Below are 15,693 nucleotides of genomic sequence, written 5' to 3'. Positions count from 1 at the left end.
CCTTGTGATGGGCCGGACGCGGGCATTCCGCCCGCAGCCGGACTGCGTGGCGGCCCGCCCTGTCAGGCAAGCCGCGCCATAAACTGTCGCCATTCTAGCCCAGCCGTCATGCGGCTAGCAGTGACAGTTTTCAGTGTTTTGGCGGCGCGCTGTCACCGTTGTCCGCGGCGGGCGTCCTGGCGTCGCTGGAGGGCGCGTCTTCCTCGTCGTCCTCCCAGCGCAGGGGCACCACGCCGGGCGGCAACTTGATCGGCGGCTCCTTGCGCGCCAGCCTGGCCAGCGTGCCTATCAGCGCGATGGCCGGCGCGGCGATCACCACCACCCAGAACCACGTCGCATGCAGTACATCCATATTCCCGTCCTCAAAAACAAACACCCCTTGCCGCCAGCGCGATCAAGGGGTGTGGCTCATCTCTTCATATTATCAGCGCTGGCGCAACAGGCGGGCGGCATCCATCGCGAAATAGGTGAGAATGCCGTCGGCGCCGGCGCGCTTGAACGCCAGCAGGCTTTCCATCATGCACTTTTCCTCGTTCAGCCAGCCGTTCTGGAACGCCGCTTTCAGCATCGCGTACTCGCCGGACACCTGGTAGGCGAAGGTGGGCACGCGGAAGATGTCCTTGACGCGGCGGATCACGTCCAGATACGGCATGCCCGGCTTGATCATCACCATGTCGGCGCCCTCCTCCAAGTCCTGCGCCACTTCCTGGATGGCCTCGTCGATATTGCCCGGGTCCATCTGGTAGCTGTTCTTGTCGGCCTTGCCCAGATTGGCCGACGAGCCCAGCGCGTCGCGGAACGGGCCGTAGAAGCCGGACGAATACTTGGCGGAATAAGCCAGGATCTTGGTGTGGATGTAGCCCTCTTCCTCAAACGCCTCGCGGATGGCGCCGATGCGGCCGTCCATCATGTCCGACGGGCCGAACACGTCCACCCCGGACTCGGCGTGGCACAGGCCCTGCTTCACCAGAATCTCGGTGGTTTCGTCGTTCAGCACGTAGCCCTTGGCGTCCAACACGCCGTCCTGGCCGTGGATGGTGTACGGATCCAACGCGCCGTCGGTCATCACGCCCAGCTCCGGGAAGCGTTTTTTCAGCTCGCGCACCACGCGCGGCACCAGGCCTTCCGGGTTGTAGGCCTCGCTGCCCTCGTTGTCCTTGGCGCCGGTGATCACCGGAAACAGCGACAACATCGGAATGCCCAACTCCAACGCCTCTTCCGCCACGTGGAGCAACTTGTCCAGCGTCAGCCTCGGCGCGCCCGGCATCGACGGCACATCCACCTGCTGATTGCTGCCCTCCATCACGAACACCGGATAGATCAGGTCGTTGGCGGTCAGCACGTTCTCGCGCATCAGGCGGCGGCTGAATTCATCCTTGCGCATCCGGCGCATGCGGGTAGCTGGGAAATAGCGATTAGCAAAAATCATGGCAACAGGCCCCCTAAAAAGACATTGGCAATTGTACGCCGATTCTTTCCAGGCGGGCAGCGTCGCGGGTGGTTGGCGGAGGGTTTTGCATTGATCGACGGCGGCCGCCACACCCGCGTGGCACGGGAAGCGCCGAAGCCGCCAGCGCCAAACCACAGAACCAGCTAGCGGGCAATTCGAGAAAACCAAGTCTGCTCCCTATTTTCTTTGGGCGCTGTTGCATAAATTTTTATAATCTCTAAATTTTTAGTTGCAGCCGACGCAGGAAAAGACTCTCCAGTAAAATCAATCACATAACCACCATGAAACTCATTGCTGCTTAAAGTAAAATAATTTGCATTCCCATCCTCGCCATCAGTTAAAAATGGCAAATACATTCCACGAGAAAAATAAACAGAAATTTCTTTTTAAATAATCATCATCTCGCACTTCTGCAACGGAAAAAATATCATCACATTTAGCGAGCAATTGAATAGCATCAATCACATCTTTTTCGCAACCATCAACCGTTAGCGGCAAATATTTTTCCTTACCATTCTGAAAATAAAAACCACCAATCTTCATAATAAATCTCACTTTTTAACTTTGATAGAAGTCATGCCGGGCTGCCAAACATATGCTATTGGGTTTCCATACTTATCAACAGCATTAATTGTTAGTGAGTTGAGCTGTGCATTTTGTGCGGCAGTTGCAATATCTTTCATGCAGTACGTACAAACTGGAGCCCCGTTAACGCTCATTGACATATCCTTCCCAATAGTTTGTCTAGCTTTGTATGCTTGCTGTATAGCACCAACCTCAGCATGCGCATCAGCCATATTTGCATTCGGATATGGCGAGCCATCGCTCTGCGGGGCTTACTCACCACATTGTCAGAAATCAGTGTGCTCGCATTCGAATCCGCCGCATTTGCCGCTCTGGCCGTTTGGTTCGTATCAACGTAAACCTGTCCATTAACATTTACCTGCGCTGTTACTTTGACATTGTTCATGTTGGTGCCCGCAGCAACCAAAGACTCATTCGACAATTGCTGATTCAGCAACGGGGCAGTCGCTGCATTTTCTGCGCCAGCACTGACTTTCAATCCGGAGTTTGCAGAAGCTCCTGCTTAATAAAAAGCCTCGACAGTGCGAGGCTTTTTAGCTACTTCAATTCATATGTAAATCTATCCACCCAGCCATATCGTTCATCCTGCTGCCTTGCTTCTTCAAATATTTGAATGATTAAATTAAAGTCATTACCTAAACCAATCTTTGAGGCTTCTGAATTTTCCCATACGAGATGGCATGGTCTTTCAACCCCTGTACTTAGCACATCTCGAAGCGCATGAAAATTTTTGCCGTAATAATCTTCAATGCCAAGCAGCTTTGAAAATGCACAATGAAATTCACTAACAGTTTGCACCTTGGCGCCATCAAAAAATAACTTCATATTATTTCCACCTCCCAATAGATGTGACTGTATTGTAATGGTCAGTGGTGATATATAACAGACCATCATTTGAATAAAGCAAGCGCGTTCCAGGTTGATTGCTTCTTGACATTGCATTGCTTAGTCCAATGTCAACCTCCTGCCACGTCCTCCCGGCAGCTTGAGGCAAGCCTGCAATAGGTGGGCTATTATTAAAAACATCCCCGCCAAGTTGCGCCCCAGGATTTGTATTCCCCAATGCTTTACCAGGCATCCAGCCATTCTGAACTGCTTCAGCTTTGGTTACATAATTACTTGGCAATTGTCCTGTCGCGCGCAAGCTATCAACGACCTCGTTTGCAGCCTGCGTAGTTTGCAAGTCCATTTTCAGCCCTGCAGCAGAAGCCGCGTTTGCCATGCCTCCAGATGTAACAGCAGAGTTTGCAGACTCAGCGGCCACCGACGGAGTTTTTGCAGCCCCCCTGCCCTGTTGAATGGCATCAACAACCTCCCCAACCTTATCTGACACTCCAGACATTGGTCTCACATTATAAGACCCACCCCCTGCCCTCTGGGAGTTTAATAACCCGTACGCTCCTTCAGCAGCAGCATTAAGGATTGGCATCCCAAGCTTATACAATCCATCGGCATCTCCAGTTGTCAGTTGCTTGACGCCTTCACCAAACTCAGTCGCAGATTGCGCAGCAGCAATAGACCTGGCCGCCACACCAATCCCGCCTGGAAGAGTGAAAAGCGCAGGCGTGCCTACTAAGGCTTGCCAGTCATGCTGATCCTTCAAGCTCACTAGGCCTTGAGCATAACCAGTCAATTCAGCCAAATCACCACGGTCTAATCGCGGACCAGAGCCATTCTTTACTAAGCTCGCTACCGCAACATCGCCATATGATAGCCGATAGTCGCCTAGATATACGGCAAGCTCCTGCGTTTCACCCGCACTGAGCGAATTTGGATTGTTCCTATATTTCTGTAGTAGATAGTCACTACGCTGATCTAGGTCATTCGCCGACAGTACAACCTCTGCCGCATGGTTGGGATCACCCTTTCCTTTCAGCCATCCGATCAAACCTTGGTTATCTTTGAGCACATCCAGTGCTTTATCACGCGTCTTGGTCGCTTTCTTGCCTAGGAAATTATTCTCCATCTCCGTCTTTGCCGCGTCTACCACGGTCGCGGCCGTAGAAGCGCCGCCCGTACCGGCCGCAACACCCGCCAGCAGGCCGCTGACCAGATTCTCGCGCTGCAGCTTCTGTTCCGCTGTCATCTTGTCGGCGTTGGTGCCCTGCAACTTGTCCAGCGCGTTGTTGAGCGCCACGCTGGCTGCTCCACCAACTGCGCCCGCCGCGCAGCTCTGGCTGCTGGCCTCCGCCCCCGCGCAGGCCAGCGCGGCGTGCAATACCGCGCGGACGGTTTCGCCTCCCACCGTCTTGTCGCCCTTCTCCAGCTGATCCGCCATCTGCTTGATCTGCTGGGCTCCCAGACCCTGCAGGTAGGCGATGCCGGCATTTTGCGCCATGCCGTTCAGGCTGTTGCCGACATTGCCGCTTATCCCCGCCGTCACCGCGGCGAGAATCTGGCTGTAGCTGCCGCCCGGCGCCCACTTGGCCGCTTCGTCGGCCTGGGCTTGCAGCTGGCCTTTCTGCTCGGCGCTCAGCGATGGGTCGGCTTTGGCCTTGTCGACAAGGTCTTTCGCCGCCTTGGCTTCGGCCGCCTTGGTGGCGGTGAAGGTGCTGACCTGGTCGGTCAGCGTCTGCACTACGGTGAAGGCGGTTTGCAGTTGCTGCTTGTCGAACTTGTCCTGCAAGGCATTGGCGCCGCCCTTGTCGCTGCTGACGTCGCGGTTCACCGCCGCCGCGGCCTGGGCGGCGCTTTGGCCGGTGAGGGCCTGCTGGCCGGCGTCATCGGCGATGGCGAGCTTGCCGCCGCTGATGCCGGCTCGGGTGACGCTGTCGGCGCTTTGGCTCGCGGCCATCACGCCGGACGGGCCGGCGCTGGCGCCGTTGCCGAACTGCTGCACGTGAGCGCCGCTGTAGTTGCCGCCGGACGGCTGATTGGCGGCCGAGCCGTTGCCGGCATCCGCAGCATTGCCGTTGGCGCTTGCCGCGCCGCCGGAGTCGGCGCCCTTGCCGTCTCCGCCTTTGTCGCCCCCGCCGCCCATGCTGCCGCTGACGGCCAGGCCGATGCTGCTGCCGGAGGACTTGGCGTGGTTGTGGACGTCGCTGGTGGTGAGCGTGCCGGTGCTCAGGCTGTTCTTGCCGTCGGCCACCGCCTGGTCGCTGCTGGCGATGACGCCGCCCACCAGATTGGTGTTGCCCTTGACCGCCACCTGGTAGCCGCCGTCGCCGGCTTTGAGTCCGGACTGCCGCTGCACGCTGGCGTAGTCGTTGTCCATCTTCTGCTGGCTGTAGTTGGCGCTGGCGCTGAAGCCGTAGCCGATGGTGACGCTGCCGCCCATGCTCTTGCTGCTGCTTTGGTACTGGTGCTGGTCTTGCAGGCTTTCGATGCCGAGATTGCCGCCGATATTGGCGGCGATGGTCTGGCCACGCGCTTCGGCGCCCTTGAGGGTGGTGTCGCCGCCGGATTGCAGCGTCAGGGTGTTGCCGGCGGTGACCGTGGTGTCGCGCTGGTCGACGGTGTTGCCGCTTTCCTTGCCGAAGGCGTGATTGGCGTTGGCGGTGACGCCGAAGCTGAAGCCGCCCTTGCCGAAGGAGGCGCCGATGCCCACTCCCCAGCCGGAGCTGTTGTTTTCGCCGCGCAGGCTGCTGCTGTCCTGCGCCGACAGCAGATTGATCTGGTTGTCGGCCTGCAGCGTAGCATTGCGGCCAGCCTGCAACTGGCTGCCGGCGATGTCGATATTGGAGTCCTTGCCGCCGCCGCTGGCCTGCAGGATCAGGTCGCGGCCCGCCGCCAGGCTGGTTTCGGCATTGGCCACCGATTTGCCTTCCTGCCGGCTGTCGCTCTTGCTGGCGCCGAAAGTGAGGCTGCCGGAAATAAGCTGGCCATCGGCGGCGGACTTGACCGCCTGATAACCGTTATAGGCGGCCAGGGTGGCGGTACCGGCCGCCAGCGCGCGGGTGCGGGCGTCGGTATTCTTGTTGCTGGCCACCTCGGTCATATTGGTGACGGCGTCGGCGGCGGCCAGGATGGGGCTGCTGACGGTGCCGGTGATGCCGCGCTGGTTCATGTGGTGGGTTTCGCTGTGCTGGTCCTGGTCCACGCCGGGATCGATCCGCAGCGATTTGCCGATCAGCGACAGGTCCTGCCCCGCCGCCAGCCGAGCGCCCGCCACCGTGACAGCGTCGGCGGCGCTGAGCGTGACATTGCCCTGCTGGCTTTCGATCTGGCTGAAGCCGCCGCTTTGCACGCTGCCCTTGGCAGCCAGCTGGTCCTGGGTGTGCTGCACGCCGACGGTGGCGCTGTGATTGCCGCCGCCGAGATTGCCTACGGTGAAGCCATGGCTGTCCTGGCTGCTCTGGTAAACCTCGGTGCCGCTCAACACGTGGACACTGCCCTGGCTGGCGGCCACGGTGACGTCGCGCACGCCTTGCAACGCGGCGCCCACCACATTGACGTCGCCGCCCAGGCTGACCACGCGGATCTGGTCGCCGCGGATCTGGCTGGATTGCAGTTGCTGATCGAGGCGGCTGCCGACGCTGTCGGCGCGCAATTGGTTGTACGGCGACAACGAGGTGCCGCTGTGGTTGGGGCCGCCCTCCAGCGCGCGGATCACGTCGCCCATCTGCTGGTTGTACAGCGATACCCGCGTGGCGCGGCTGTAGCTGCTGCTGTCGTCCTGGCGCTGGTTGACTCCGGCCAGCAGGTTGACGTTGCCGCTGGCGAACAGGTCCACCTTGCCTCCGCCCTGCAAGCTGGAGCCGGCTACGGTCAGATCGCCGCTGCCGGACCCATAGGCCGGTTTGCCGCTGGCCTGCAAGCGGATGTCGCCGCCAGCCAGGATGGCGCTGCCGACGCTGCTGATGGCGCGGCTGTGTTCATGGCTGCCCTGCTCGCTGGTGGAATAGGCGATGTCAACACCTTGCTGGGACGAGGTGCTGGCGGCGATCTCGTTGCTCAGCCCCTTGAGCAGGCCGAAGCCGCGCTGAGTGTGGACGATGTCTTTCAGGTTGTCGAAGGTATTCCGTAGCGTGTTGACTTCTGTGACGCTGAAGCCGCGCTGCTTCTCGACATGATCGTGGTCCACCACCATGATGTCGCGGCCTTCGGCCACGGTGACGCTCTTGGCGCCGACATCCACATTGCCGCTGAGCGCGCTCAGGCTGCTGCCCTGCAGTTGCAGGTTCTGCCCGGCCTGTACCGACAAGTCGCCCTTCAGACTGCCCACCAGGCTTTTGCTCTGGCTTTGGGTGACGCCGTTGGCGTTGAGCGCGTCGGTCAACTCCTTGCTGCCCACCATGAAACCGGCGCCGCCCAGGCCGAACAGGCCGGAGGTTTTTTCGTGGTGGTACTGGAAACTCTGGCTGGCATTGGTGCCGGCCAGGATGTTGACGTTGTTGGCAGCCTGCAGGTCGACATCGCCGCTGCCGGCCATTTGGCTGCCGACGATGTTCAGGTCGTGGCCGGACTGGACGCGAATGGTGTCGGCGGACAGGTTGGTGCCCACTTGGGTAGTGCTCTGATGGGCGCTGATGTCGGTGGTGGTTTTATGCTTGAAGAAGCCGCCGGACGAGCGCACGGTCTTGCTGTAGTCGCTGTGGGCATCGGCGGCGGTGCCCAGGTTGATGTCGCGGCCAGCTGCCAGCAAGGCTGCGCCGTTGCTGCTGAGGCTGGCGGCCTGGGTGGCGATGTCGCGCTTGGCTTGCAGCGCAAGGCCGCTTTCGCCTTGCACCGATGTGCCATGCCGGGTCAGGTCGTAGTTGTTGCGAACGGTGTCGCCCCAGGTATTGTCGCTGCGGCTTTCCGTCGCCACCGCGCCCAGCTGGATGTCGTTGCCGGCGGACAGGGCGAGCTTGCCGCCGCTGGACAGGCTGGCGCCGTTCAACAGCGCGTCGCCGCCGGCACTGGCCTGCAAGCTGCCTTTGCTGGAGAGGCCGGCCACGGTCAGGCTGTCGGTTTGCCAGTTGTGGCTGTTGCCCCAGTTGTAGCCGATGTCGTGATGGGTATTGACCTCGCTTTGCACGGTCAGCTGCTTGCCGGCCAGGGCGGCCAGGCTGCCTCCGGCCTGAACCGACGAGCCAACAAAGCCGAGGTCGCCGCCGGCTTTCAGCAGCACATCGCCGCCGCCTTGCAGCAGCGAGGCGTCGTGGCTCTGGCTCAAGGTGTCGTAGCCGCCGCCCCACCAGTTGGCTGCGCCGTGTTTGCTGTCCTGGGTGGACTCCAACGTCAGGTTGTTGCCAGCCAGAGCCAATACGCTGCCGCCCGCCTTGACGCCGCTGCCGGACAGCGTCAAGTCGTTGCCGGCGGTGAGCGCCAGATTGCCGCCGATGTTCAGCTGGCTGCCCGCGTGGTCCACCTGCTGGTACTGGAAGCTGCCGTAGCGATTGCTATCGCCCAGGTTGTAGCGGGTTTCGCGGCTGGCGATGTCCAGGTCGTGACCGGCCTGCAGGCTGGCGTTGCCGCCGGCTTGCACCTCCGCCGCCTGCAGCTTCAGGTCGTTGCCGGCCTGCAGCTGCAAATCGCCGCCGGCCTGTATGCTGCTGCCGGCCTGGCTGTGGATGGCGTCGTCGGTGACCACTAGGTTCTGCCTGGCGCTCAGGCCCAGGTCGCCGCCGGCTTGCACCTTGCCGCCCTCGATGCGGATATTGCCCGCCTGCGCCAGCAGCGTGCTGTCGCTCTTCAGGGTGCCATTGTTGACCAGGTCGCCATCGGCCAGCAGCGTCATGCTGCTGCCGGCCAACACCGCGCCTTGGCCGCGCAGGGACTGCTGGTCGGCATGGGCCAGGTACACCATGGGCACCAGCACGTCCTGGCCGCCCACGTTCTGCTTCACCAGCCACACCATGTCTGAGGTCAGCTTGGCCATCTGCTCCGCGGACAGGGCCACGCCCGGCGTCAGCTGGAAGGCCTTGGCGTACTGCGCGCCATTGCTCATCAGCTGTTGGTACTGCTGCATGGCGTTGCCGTAGCCGGACAGGAAGCGCTTGCCGGTCATGTCGGTGATGGCCTTGCTCACCATCTGCTGTTCGTAGAAGCCGTCGCCCAGGCGCTTTTCTACCCTGCTCGGGTCGTAATTCAGCTGCTTCAGCAGATAGTCGGACGAGATGAACTTGCTGTACTGGGTGAACTGCGGATTGGTTTCCACCAGATACGGCTGTTGCGGCGCCGGCTTGGCGTGGAACATGCCGTTGTCGGGCACCGCGTAGCCGCCCGCCACCGGATTGCCCGCCTTGGTACCGCCGGCCTGCAGGATGATCTGCTGGTTTGCCGGCGCCGGTGGATAGGTCTTGGCCAACGGGCCGCCGGCGGCGACATCGACCCCACCGTTCTTCAGTTTCTGGCCATCCGCGCCGGACAGCGCGCCATTCAACTGCGCGCCCTGCGCCTCACCCACGCTGCCTTGCAAAGTTTGACCAGCTGTCGCGGCCTGCTGGCCGGCGCCGCTGATCGCCTGCCCTTGCGCCTGACTCACCGCCGACTGGTTATTGACGGCATTGCCGGCCACAGTGGACACATTCACCCGCGCCGCGTCTTTGCCATTGACGATGGTGGGGGCTTGCAGACTTAGGTGCTGGTTGGTGGCGACGGTGGCGTCGAGGGAGCCAATTACTTCCGTTTTAGTAATTACAGGAAGAGGAACTGGCTGACATCCCTCAAGCACCCCTAGCTTGCAGAATTTGACCCACATATTATCTGCATCTGCCATGATTAAATTCGGATTCATCACCGAAGTAATTGTGGTAGTTCTTTTAAGCTGTTGCCCAACATTCTGCATGGAACTAACCGAAGCACTCACACTCCCGCCAACCATCACTGCACTATATTGATTGGCAAAAGTACCGATATTTCCTACAAGCCCTCCACCTACTAAAATCTTTGCCGGATTAACTTGACCACTTGCCCGATCAACATTCACTACAACTGTCGAAGCCCTGCGCCCTTCGGTTGCGCCCGCAATATAATCCCGACCATCAATCGCAAGCGCTTGCAGCTGCGCATTGCCAGATGGCAGCAATTGACTATTTGGATCGTACCCCAAAATAGCCTGATATGTATCGCCTGACTTATTAAAGAAATAAATTCTTTCACTTTTTGGGGGAAATTTCATCCCAAAAAACTCATTCCAACGAGGAGAGGCCGTCTCCTGCCATGGACTTGAAGCAGTATAAGTTAATACATCAATAAATTTATTATTGAGATCAACAGATGTAATTTCCCTTTTTATATAATTGTAAACAGGCCTCTGATGCCCGCCAAATCTATAGCCTGGGTCCTCCTCAGAGGAAACACTCATCTGAACATTCGTTCCAGACACAAAGCTAAGGGAAATAACATTTGCACTCCCTTTCATTAGGTCCCGAACTTCCTGCCTAGTTTCAACAGCTTGGCTTACTTGAATTGGATTCGACTCATTGCTCACCCGCCCTGCCTCAATAAACATATTCCCATCCGACTGCAAAGTCGCGACGTGATTCACCACCTGCCCGGTTTTCGCGCCGGCCTGGCCGATGCGCATATCGCCCTGGCTGTACAGCCAGGCGCCGTCGTGGTTGTTCAGCGTGCCGCCGATATTCAGCGCCATGCCCCCGGCCGAGGCCAGCAGCGCCTTGCCGCCGCTGTTGTCCAGGCTGCCGGCCTGGATGGCGATGTCGCCGGCGGTGATGGAGGCGGTATTGCTGAGGCTGGCGGCATGAATGTCCAGCGCGCCGGCCCCCAGGCTGCCGGCATTGACCAGGCTCTGGCTGAGCTGGGTGCTCAGCGTGCCACCGATATTGACGCTGCCGCTGTTGGTCCAGTTAACGCCGCTCAGGCTGAGGTTGCCGCTGCTTTGCAGCTGGCCGTTGTTGACCAGGTTGCCGCTGGCGCTGACGCTGAGGTTGCGGTTGGCCTGCAGCTGGGTGCCGGCGGCGTTGACGAAGTCGCCCTGCAGCTTCAGCGACAGGTCTTGCCCCGCCAGCAGGCTGCCGGCATTGGCCAGCGACACGGTGTCGATGGCTAGGTTGCGCTGGCCGTAGACGCTGCCGCCGCCGTTATCCAGGCCCTGCGCTTTCAGCTGCCAGTTGCCGTTGCCGGCGATCTGGCCGCCGTTGACCAGTTGGCCGGTCACAGTCAGCCGGCTGTCGCCGGTGCCCAGCGCCAGTACTTTGCCGCCGGCGTTGCGCAGGCTCCCGCTGTCCAGTTGCAGCGTCTGGCCGGCTTGCAGCAGGCCGCCGCTGTTGTCCAGGCTGCCGGCGTTCAGCGTCAACGCGCCGTTGCTGCCCAACGTGCCCTGCTGGTTGTTCAGCGCCTTGCTGCTCAAGGTCAGGTCGCCCTGGCTGCTGAGTACGCCCTGGTTGTTGTTGAGGTCGCCTGCGGTCACTTGCAGTTGGCCACCGGAGGTGATCTTGCCCTGCTTGCTGTTGTCGATCTGGCCGCTGATGGCCAACGTAGCCTGCCCCTCTCCGGCCTGGCCGATCTGGCCATGCTGGTTGCCCAGGCTGCCGGCGCTGAGTTTCAGCTGGCCGGCCTGCAGCGTGCCGCCGCCGTTTTGCGCGTCCTGCTTCAGCTGGACATCCAGCGTGGCGGCGCTTTGCAGCACGCTACCGCTGTTATCTAGTTGATTGGCGGTCAGCGTCAGGTTGCCGTTGGCGGCCAGTGCGCCGGCTGCGGAGTTGTCCAGCTTGCCATCCAGCTGGATCCGGCTGTCGCCGGCGCCCAGCGCCTTGATGCCGCCGCCGCGGTTGTCCAGGCTGGCGGCGTCCAGCTGCAGGCTGTCGCCTTGCAATGTCCCCTTCTGATTGTCCAGCGCGCCCTGCAAGGTCAGATTGAGCGACTGGCCGCTGGCCAGCGTGCCGCCCTGGTTATTCAGGCCTTGCCGCACGGTCAATGCTTGCGCGCCCTGGCTGCCCAGCGCGCCCTGACGGTTGTCGAGCTGGCCGGCATCCAGCGTCAGCCCGCCGTTGCTCAGCAAATTGCCCTGCTGGTTGTTGAAGGACTGGCCAATCTGCAGATTGGCCTCGCCCGCGCCGATCTGGCGGATATCCCCGGACTGGTTGCTGAGGGTGTCGGTCTTCAGATTCAGGCCTTGGGCGGCGATATGGCCGCCGTCGTTGGTCAGACTGGATTGTTTCGACAGTTCCAGATGGCCGGCCGCCTGCAAGGTGCCCTTGCTGTTATCGATGCTGGCCGCGTTGACGGTCAGATCGGCGTTGCCGGCCAGCTTGCTCTGGTTGTGCAGCTCGCCGCTGATATCGACTTGGCTCGCCGCGTCCTTGCCCAACGCCAGGATCTGGCCCTTGTCGGCATTGGTAAGCGAGGCGGCGGTCAGTTGCAGATCCTTGCCCGATTGAATCGTGCCGGCGGCGTTTTCCAGCTTGCCGGCGGTTAGCTTGACTTGGCCGTCACTTCCGAGCACGCCGTCGTTGTGCAGTTGGATGCTGACAGTAAGGTCGACGCCCTGGCCGCCGATCAGGCTGCCTTTGCTGTTGTCGAGGGTCTTCAACTGGCTGGTCAGCTGCTGTTGCGCGTAGATCTCACCGGCCTGGTTGCTCAGGCTGTCGGCGTTCAGCTTCAAACTCTGGCCGGCGATATGACCACCATCGTTGGTCAGGCCGCTTTGCTTGGACAGTTCCAGATGGCCCGCCGCCTGCAGCGTGCCCTTACTGTTGTCGACGGTCGCCGCGTTGACGGTCAGGTCGGCATTACCCGCCAACTTGCCCTGGTTATGCAGCTCGCCGTCCACGTCGACGATGCTGGCGGCATCCTTGCCGAGGGCCAGAATCTGCCCTTTGTCAGCACTGGAGAGAGAAGCGGCGGTCAGCTGCAGGTCCTTGCCAGACTGGATGGTGCCTTGGGCATTCTCCAATGCCCCGGCACTCAACTTGACCTGGCCGTCACTGCCCAGCGTACCATCGTTGTGCAGCTTGTCGCTTACTGTCAAATCGACGCCCTGCCCACCGATCAGGCTGCCCTGCGTGTTGTCCAAGGTCTTCAACTGGCTGGTCAATTGACCTTGCGCGTAGATTTCACCTGCCTGGTTGCTCAGCTTGTCGGCGTTGAGGTTCAGGCTTTGCGCCGCCAGGTGGCCGCCGTCATTGATCAGGCTCGTTTGCTTGGTCAAGTTCAACGCGCCGGCCGCTTGCAAGGTGCCGTGGCTGTTGTCGACGGTGGCCGCACTGACGTCCAACTGTGCATTGCCGGCGATCTTGCCTTGGTTATGCAGGTCGTTGGCGATGGTCAGCGTGCTCGTCGCATCCTTGCCCAGCGCCAGGATTTGGCCTTTGTCGGCGTTGGTTAGACTGTTAGTGGTCAGCTGCAGGTCTTTGCCGGATTGGATGGTGCCGGTCGCATTGTCAAGTTGGCCCGCGTTCAGTTTGACTTGGCCGTCACTGCCCAGGGTGCCGTCGTTGTGCAATTTGTCGCTTACAGTCAAATCGACGCCCTGCCCACCGATCAGGCTGCCCTGGCTGTTGTCCAGGGTCTTGAGGCGGCTGGTCAGCTGTTGCTGGGCGTAGATTTCGCCTGCCTGGTTGCTCAGCTTGTCGGCGTTGAGGTTCAGGCTTTGCGCCGCCAGGTGGCCGCCGTCATTGATCAGGCTCGTTTGCTTGGTCAGGTTGAGCGCGCCGGCCGCTTGCAAGGTGCCCTTGGCGTTGTCGACGGTGGCGGCATTGACGTCGAGCTGGCCGTTGCCGGCGATCTTGCCTTGGTTATGCAGGTCGTTGGCGATGGTCAGCGTGCTCGTCGCATCCTTGCCCAGCGCCAGGATTTGACCCTTGTCGGCGTTGCTGAGGCTTTGCGCGGAGAGCTGCAGGTCTTTGCCAGCCTGGATCAGACCGGTCGCGTTGTCGAGCGCACCGGCGGCGAGGCTGAGCTGGCCGTCGCTGCCCAGCACGCCGCTGTCGTTGCTGAGTTGCCCCGCCACGGTGACGGCGGCGCCCTGGTTGCCGATCAGGCTGCCGGCGCGGTTGTCGAGCGAGGCGGCTTGCAGGCTGAGCTGGCCATCGCTGGCCAGGCGGCCGTGTTGGCTATTGTCCAGCGCGCCGGTCGTCAGGTTCAGCGTGCCGTTGCCGCCATGGGCGATCTGGCCCTGGCGGTTGTCCAGGCTGGCGGCGTGCAGCGTCAGTTGCGCGCCGGCGCTGGCCAAGAGGCCGTTGCGGTTGTCGACGGCGCCATCGATGTGCCAGGCGGACTGCGCGGCGCCGCTCTGCACGATCTGGCCCTGGCGGTTGTCCAAGGCGCCCAGTTGCAGGTCGATCTGGGCGGCGGACAGCTGGCCCTGGCGGTTGTCGAGGGCGCCATCCACGGTCAGGCGGGCGCCGGCGGCGGCGCTCAGTTGCGCGTTTTGGGCGTTCAGATCGCCGCGCGCATGGATGTCCAGCGCGCCATGGCTGGCGCTGACGGTGGCGCCGGCCAGGCTGCCATGGTCGGCCCGCAGGCTGACATCGCCGCCGGCCAGCAATTGGCCGCCGCCTTGCAGTCCTCCCTGGCTGCTTAGCGCCAGCCGGCCATGGTCGCTGAGTTTGCCGTCGGCCTGGGAGCCGGCCGCCAGCACGCCCGCGCCCTGATAGGAGCCTGTGTCCAGCCTGAGGTCGCCTCCGGCGCTCAGCGTCTGCTGCAGCGTGGTCTGGCCAGCCACCTGCACCACGGCGTCGCCGTCGGCGCGGGTAATGCCGTCGTGCCGCAGTTGGCCGTCGGCATGCAGCGTCAGTTTGCCCTGGCTGTAGGTCTTGCCGCGCAGGATCAGGTCGCCGGCGCTGGTCAGTTGCAGGTCGCCGGCCTGGGCGGCCAGGGTGCCCAGCTGGTTGACCCCTACGCCCTTCTCGGTGCCAACCAAGGTGATGGCGTTGGCGTACATGCCGCCCAGTTGCGCCACATCGAGCGCGAAGGCGGGGGCGTCGGCGGCGCTGGCTTCCAGCGGCTGCGCCTTCAGGGTGGCCGCGTCCACCTGGTTGCGGCCCAGCACCAAATCCAGTTTTTGCGCATACAACCCGGCATTGATCGCCACCGCGCGGCTGATAATGGCGAAACTGTCGAGGTTGGCGGCGTTGAGGCCGGCGCCGTCGATGCTGACGCGGCCGCCGGCCACCCGGTAGCCGGTCAGCGCGCCCAGGCTGTTCAGCTGCGGCACGCCGGTGGTCAGCGTGGCCTGCGGGGTGTTGATGAAGCCGCAGCCGCTGCAGCTAATGCCCCAGGGGTTGGCGATCACCACCTGGGCGCGCTGGCCGGCCACTTCCAGGTAGCCGCGCAGTTGCGACGGGTTGGGCTGCGTCACTTCGTTGAGGATGATGCGGGCGCTGCCGTTCTTCAGATTGGGGTTGCCGCTGATGTAGCCGGCCAGCTGGGTGCTGACGTTGACGGCGCTGTTGTTGAGCAGCGCGCCATTGGGACCGACGTTGAACTGCTGGTACTGGTTGTGCGAGACGCCGGCGGCGGTGGGCGCCGCGATCTGCACGATGGGCAGGCCGTTGGCGGACTGGATCACGCCGGGCTGCTTGCCGGCCGGCGCGTGCGGGTCGGCGGCGATGTCGGCCGCCCAGGCGCTGCTGCCCAGCCCCAGACCGATCAGCAGCACGCTCAACCGCAGGCTGAAGGCGCGGCTGCTGGCCGCCAGCGTGGCGCCGATGCCTTCGGCGCCGTTGCCCTTGCCTTGTCCGCAGGCGTCTTCCTGCACCACCATCAACTGGCCACGGGCTTGATTGAATATGATCCGGTAGAGTTTCTTGTTCATGATGTGAGGTCTGCTA

The 15,693-nt window shown here is 61.7% G+C and carries 7 protein-coding genes and 1 pseudogene; all 8 read right to left on the bottom strand.

Annotated features, from left to right (window positions below; all coding sequences use genetic code 11):
- Positions 1–130: 130 nt before the first annotated feature.
- Positions 131–352 (bottom strand): hypothetical protein, encoded by a 222-nt coding sequence (locus tag BI347_RS13830; protein ID WP_071113957.1) that lies wholly within the window; start codon positions 350–352, stop codon positions 131–133.
- Between the two features lie 72 nt (positions 353–424).
- Positions 425–1,429 (bottom strand): porphobilinogen synthase, encoded by a 1,005-nt coding sequence (gene hemB, locus BI347_RS13825; protein WP_071116115.1) that lies wholly within the window; start codon positions 1,427–1,429, stop codon positions 425–427.
- Positions 1,430–1,593: 164 nt separating this feature from the next.
- Positions 1,594–1,800 (bottom strand): hypothetical protein, encoded by a 207-nt coding sequence (locus BI347_RS23620; protein WP_139167057.1) that lies wholly within the window; start codon positions 1,798–1,800, stop codon positions 1,594–1,596.
- Positions 1,784–1,993, bottom strand: coding sequence for a hypothetical protein (locus BI347_RS23615; protein ID WP_139167221.1), 210 nt, complete (start codon positions 1,991–1,993; stop codon positions 1,784–1,786). Before BI347_RS23615 ends, BI347_RS23620 begins: the two co-directional genes overlap by 17 nt.
- 8 nt (positions 1,994–2,001) lie before the next feature.
- A pseudogene (locus BI347_RS22795) lies at positions 2,002–2,268 on the bottom strand (cytidine deaminase-like fold-containing protein); the annotation flags it as partial.
- A complete protein-coding gene (locus tag BI347_RS24995; protein ID WP_420837178.1) occupies positions 2,166–2,420 on the bottom strand; it encodes a cytidine deaminase-like fold-containing protein in 255 nt (84 codons plus the stop codon). The pseudogene BI347_RS22795 and the gene BI347_RS24995, both read right to left, overlap by 103 nt.
- 152 nt (positions 2,421–2,572) lie before the next feature.
- Positions 2,573–2,860 carry a barstar family protein gene (locus BI347_RS22790; protein WP_083338874.1) on the bottom strand — a complete coding sequence of 96 codons (288 nt, stop codon included), beginning with the start codon at positions 2,858–2,860 and terminating at the stop codon, positions 2,573–2,575.
- Between the two features lies 1 nt (position 2,861).
- A complete protein-coding gene (locus BI347_RS23285; protein ID WP_071116114.1) occupies positions 2,862–15,677 on the bottom strand; it encodes a hemagglutinin repeat-containing protein in 12,816 nt (4,271 codons plus the stop codon).
- Between the last annotated feature and the right edge of the window lie 16 nt (positions 15,678–15,693).

The organism is Chromobacterium sphagni, assembly GCF_001855575.1.
GTDB classification, from domain to species: domain Bacteria; phylum Pseudomonadota; class Gammaproteobacteria; order Burkholderiales; family Chromobacteriaceae; genus Chromobacterium; species Chromobacterium sphagni.
This window is presented reverse-complemented; position numbering and strand designations above follow the sequence as displayed.

What these genes read in the sequence shown, in the direction of transcription:
- BI347_RS13830 (WP_071113957.1), bottom strand. Translation starts at nt 352, where the DNA reads ATGGATGTACTGCATGCGACGTGGTTCTGGGTGGTGGTGATCGCCGCG.
- hemB (WP_071116115.1), bottom strand. Translation starts at nt 1,429, where the DNA reads ATGATTTTTGCTAATCGCTATTTCCCAGCTACCCGCATGCGCCGGATG.
- BI347_RS23615 (WP_139167221.1), bottom strand. Translation starts at nt 1,993, where the DNA reads ATGAAGATTGGTGGTTTTTATTTTCAGAATGGTAAGGAAAAATATTTG.
- BI347_RS24995 (WP_420837178.1), bottom strand. Translation starts at nt 2,420, where the DNA reads ATGAACAATGTCAAAGTAACAGCGCAGGTAAATGTTAATGGACAGGTT.
- BI347_RS22790 (WP_083338874.1), bottom strand. Translation starts at nt 2,860, where the DNA reads ATGAAGTTATTTTTTGATGGCGCCAAGGTGCAAACTGTTAGTGAATTT.
- BI347_RS23285 (WP_071116114.1), bottom strand. Translation starts at nt 15,677, where the DNA reads ATGAACAAGAAACTCTACCGGATCATATTCAATCAAGCCCGTGGCCAG.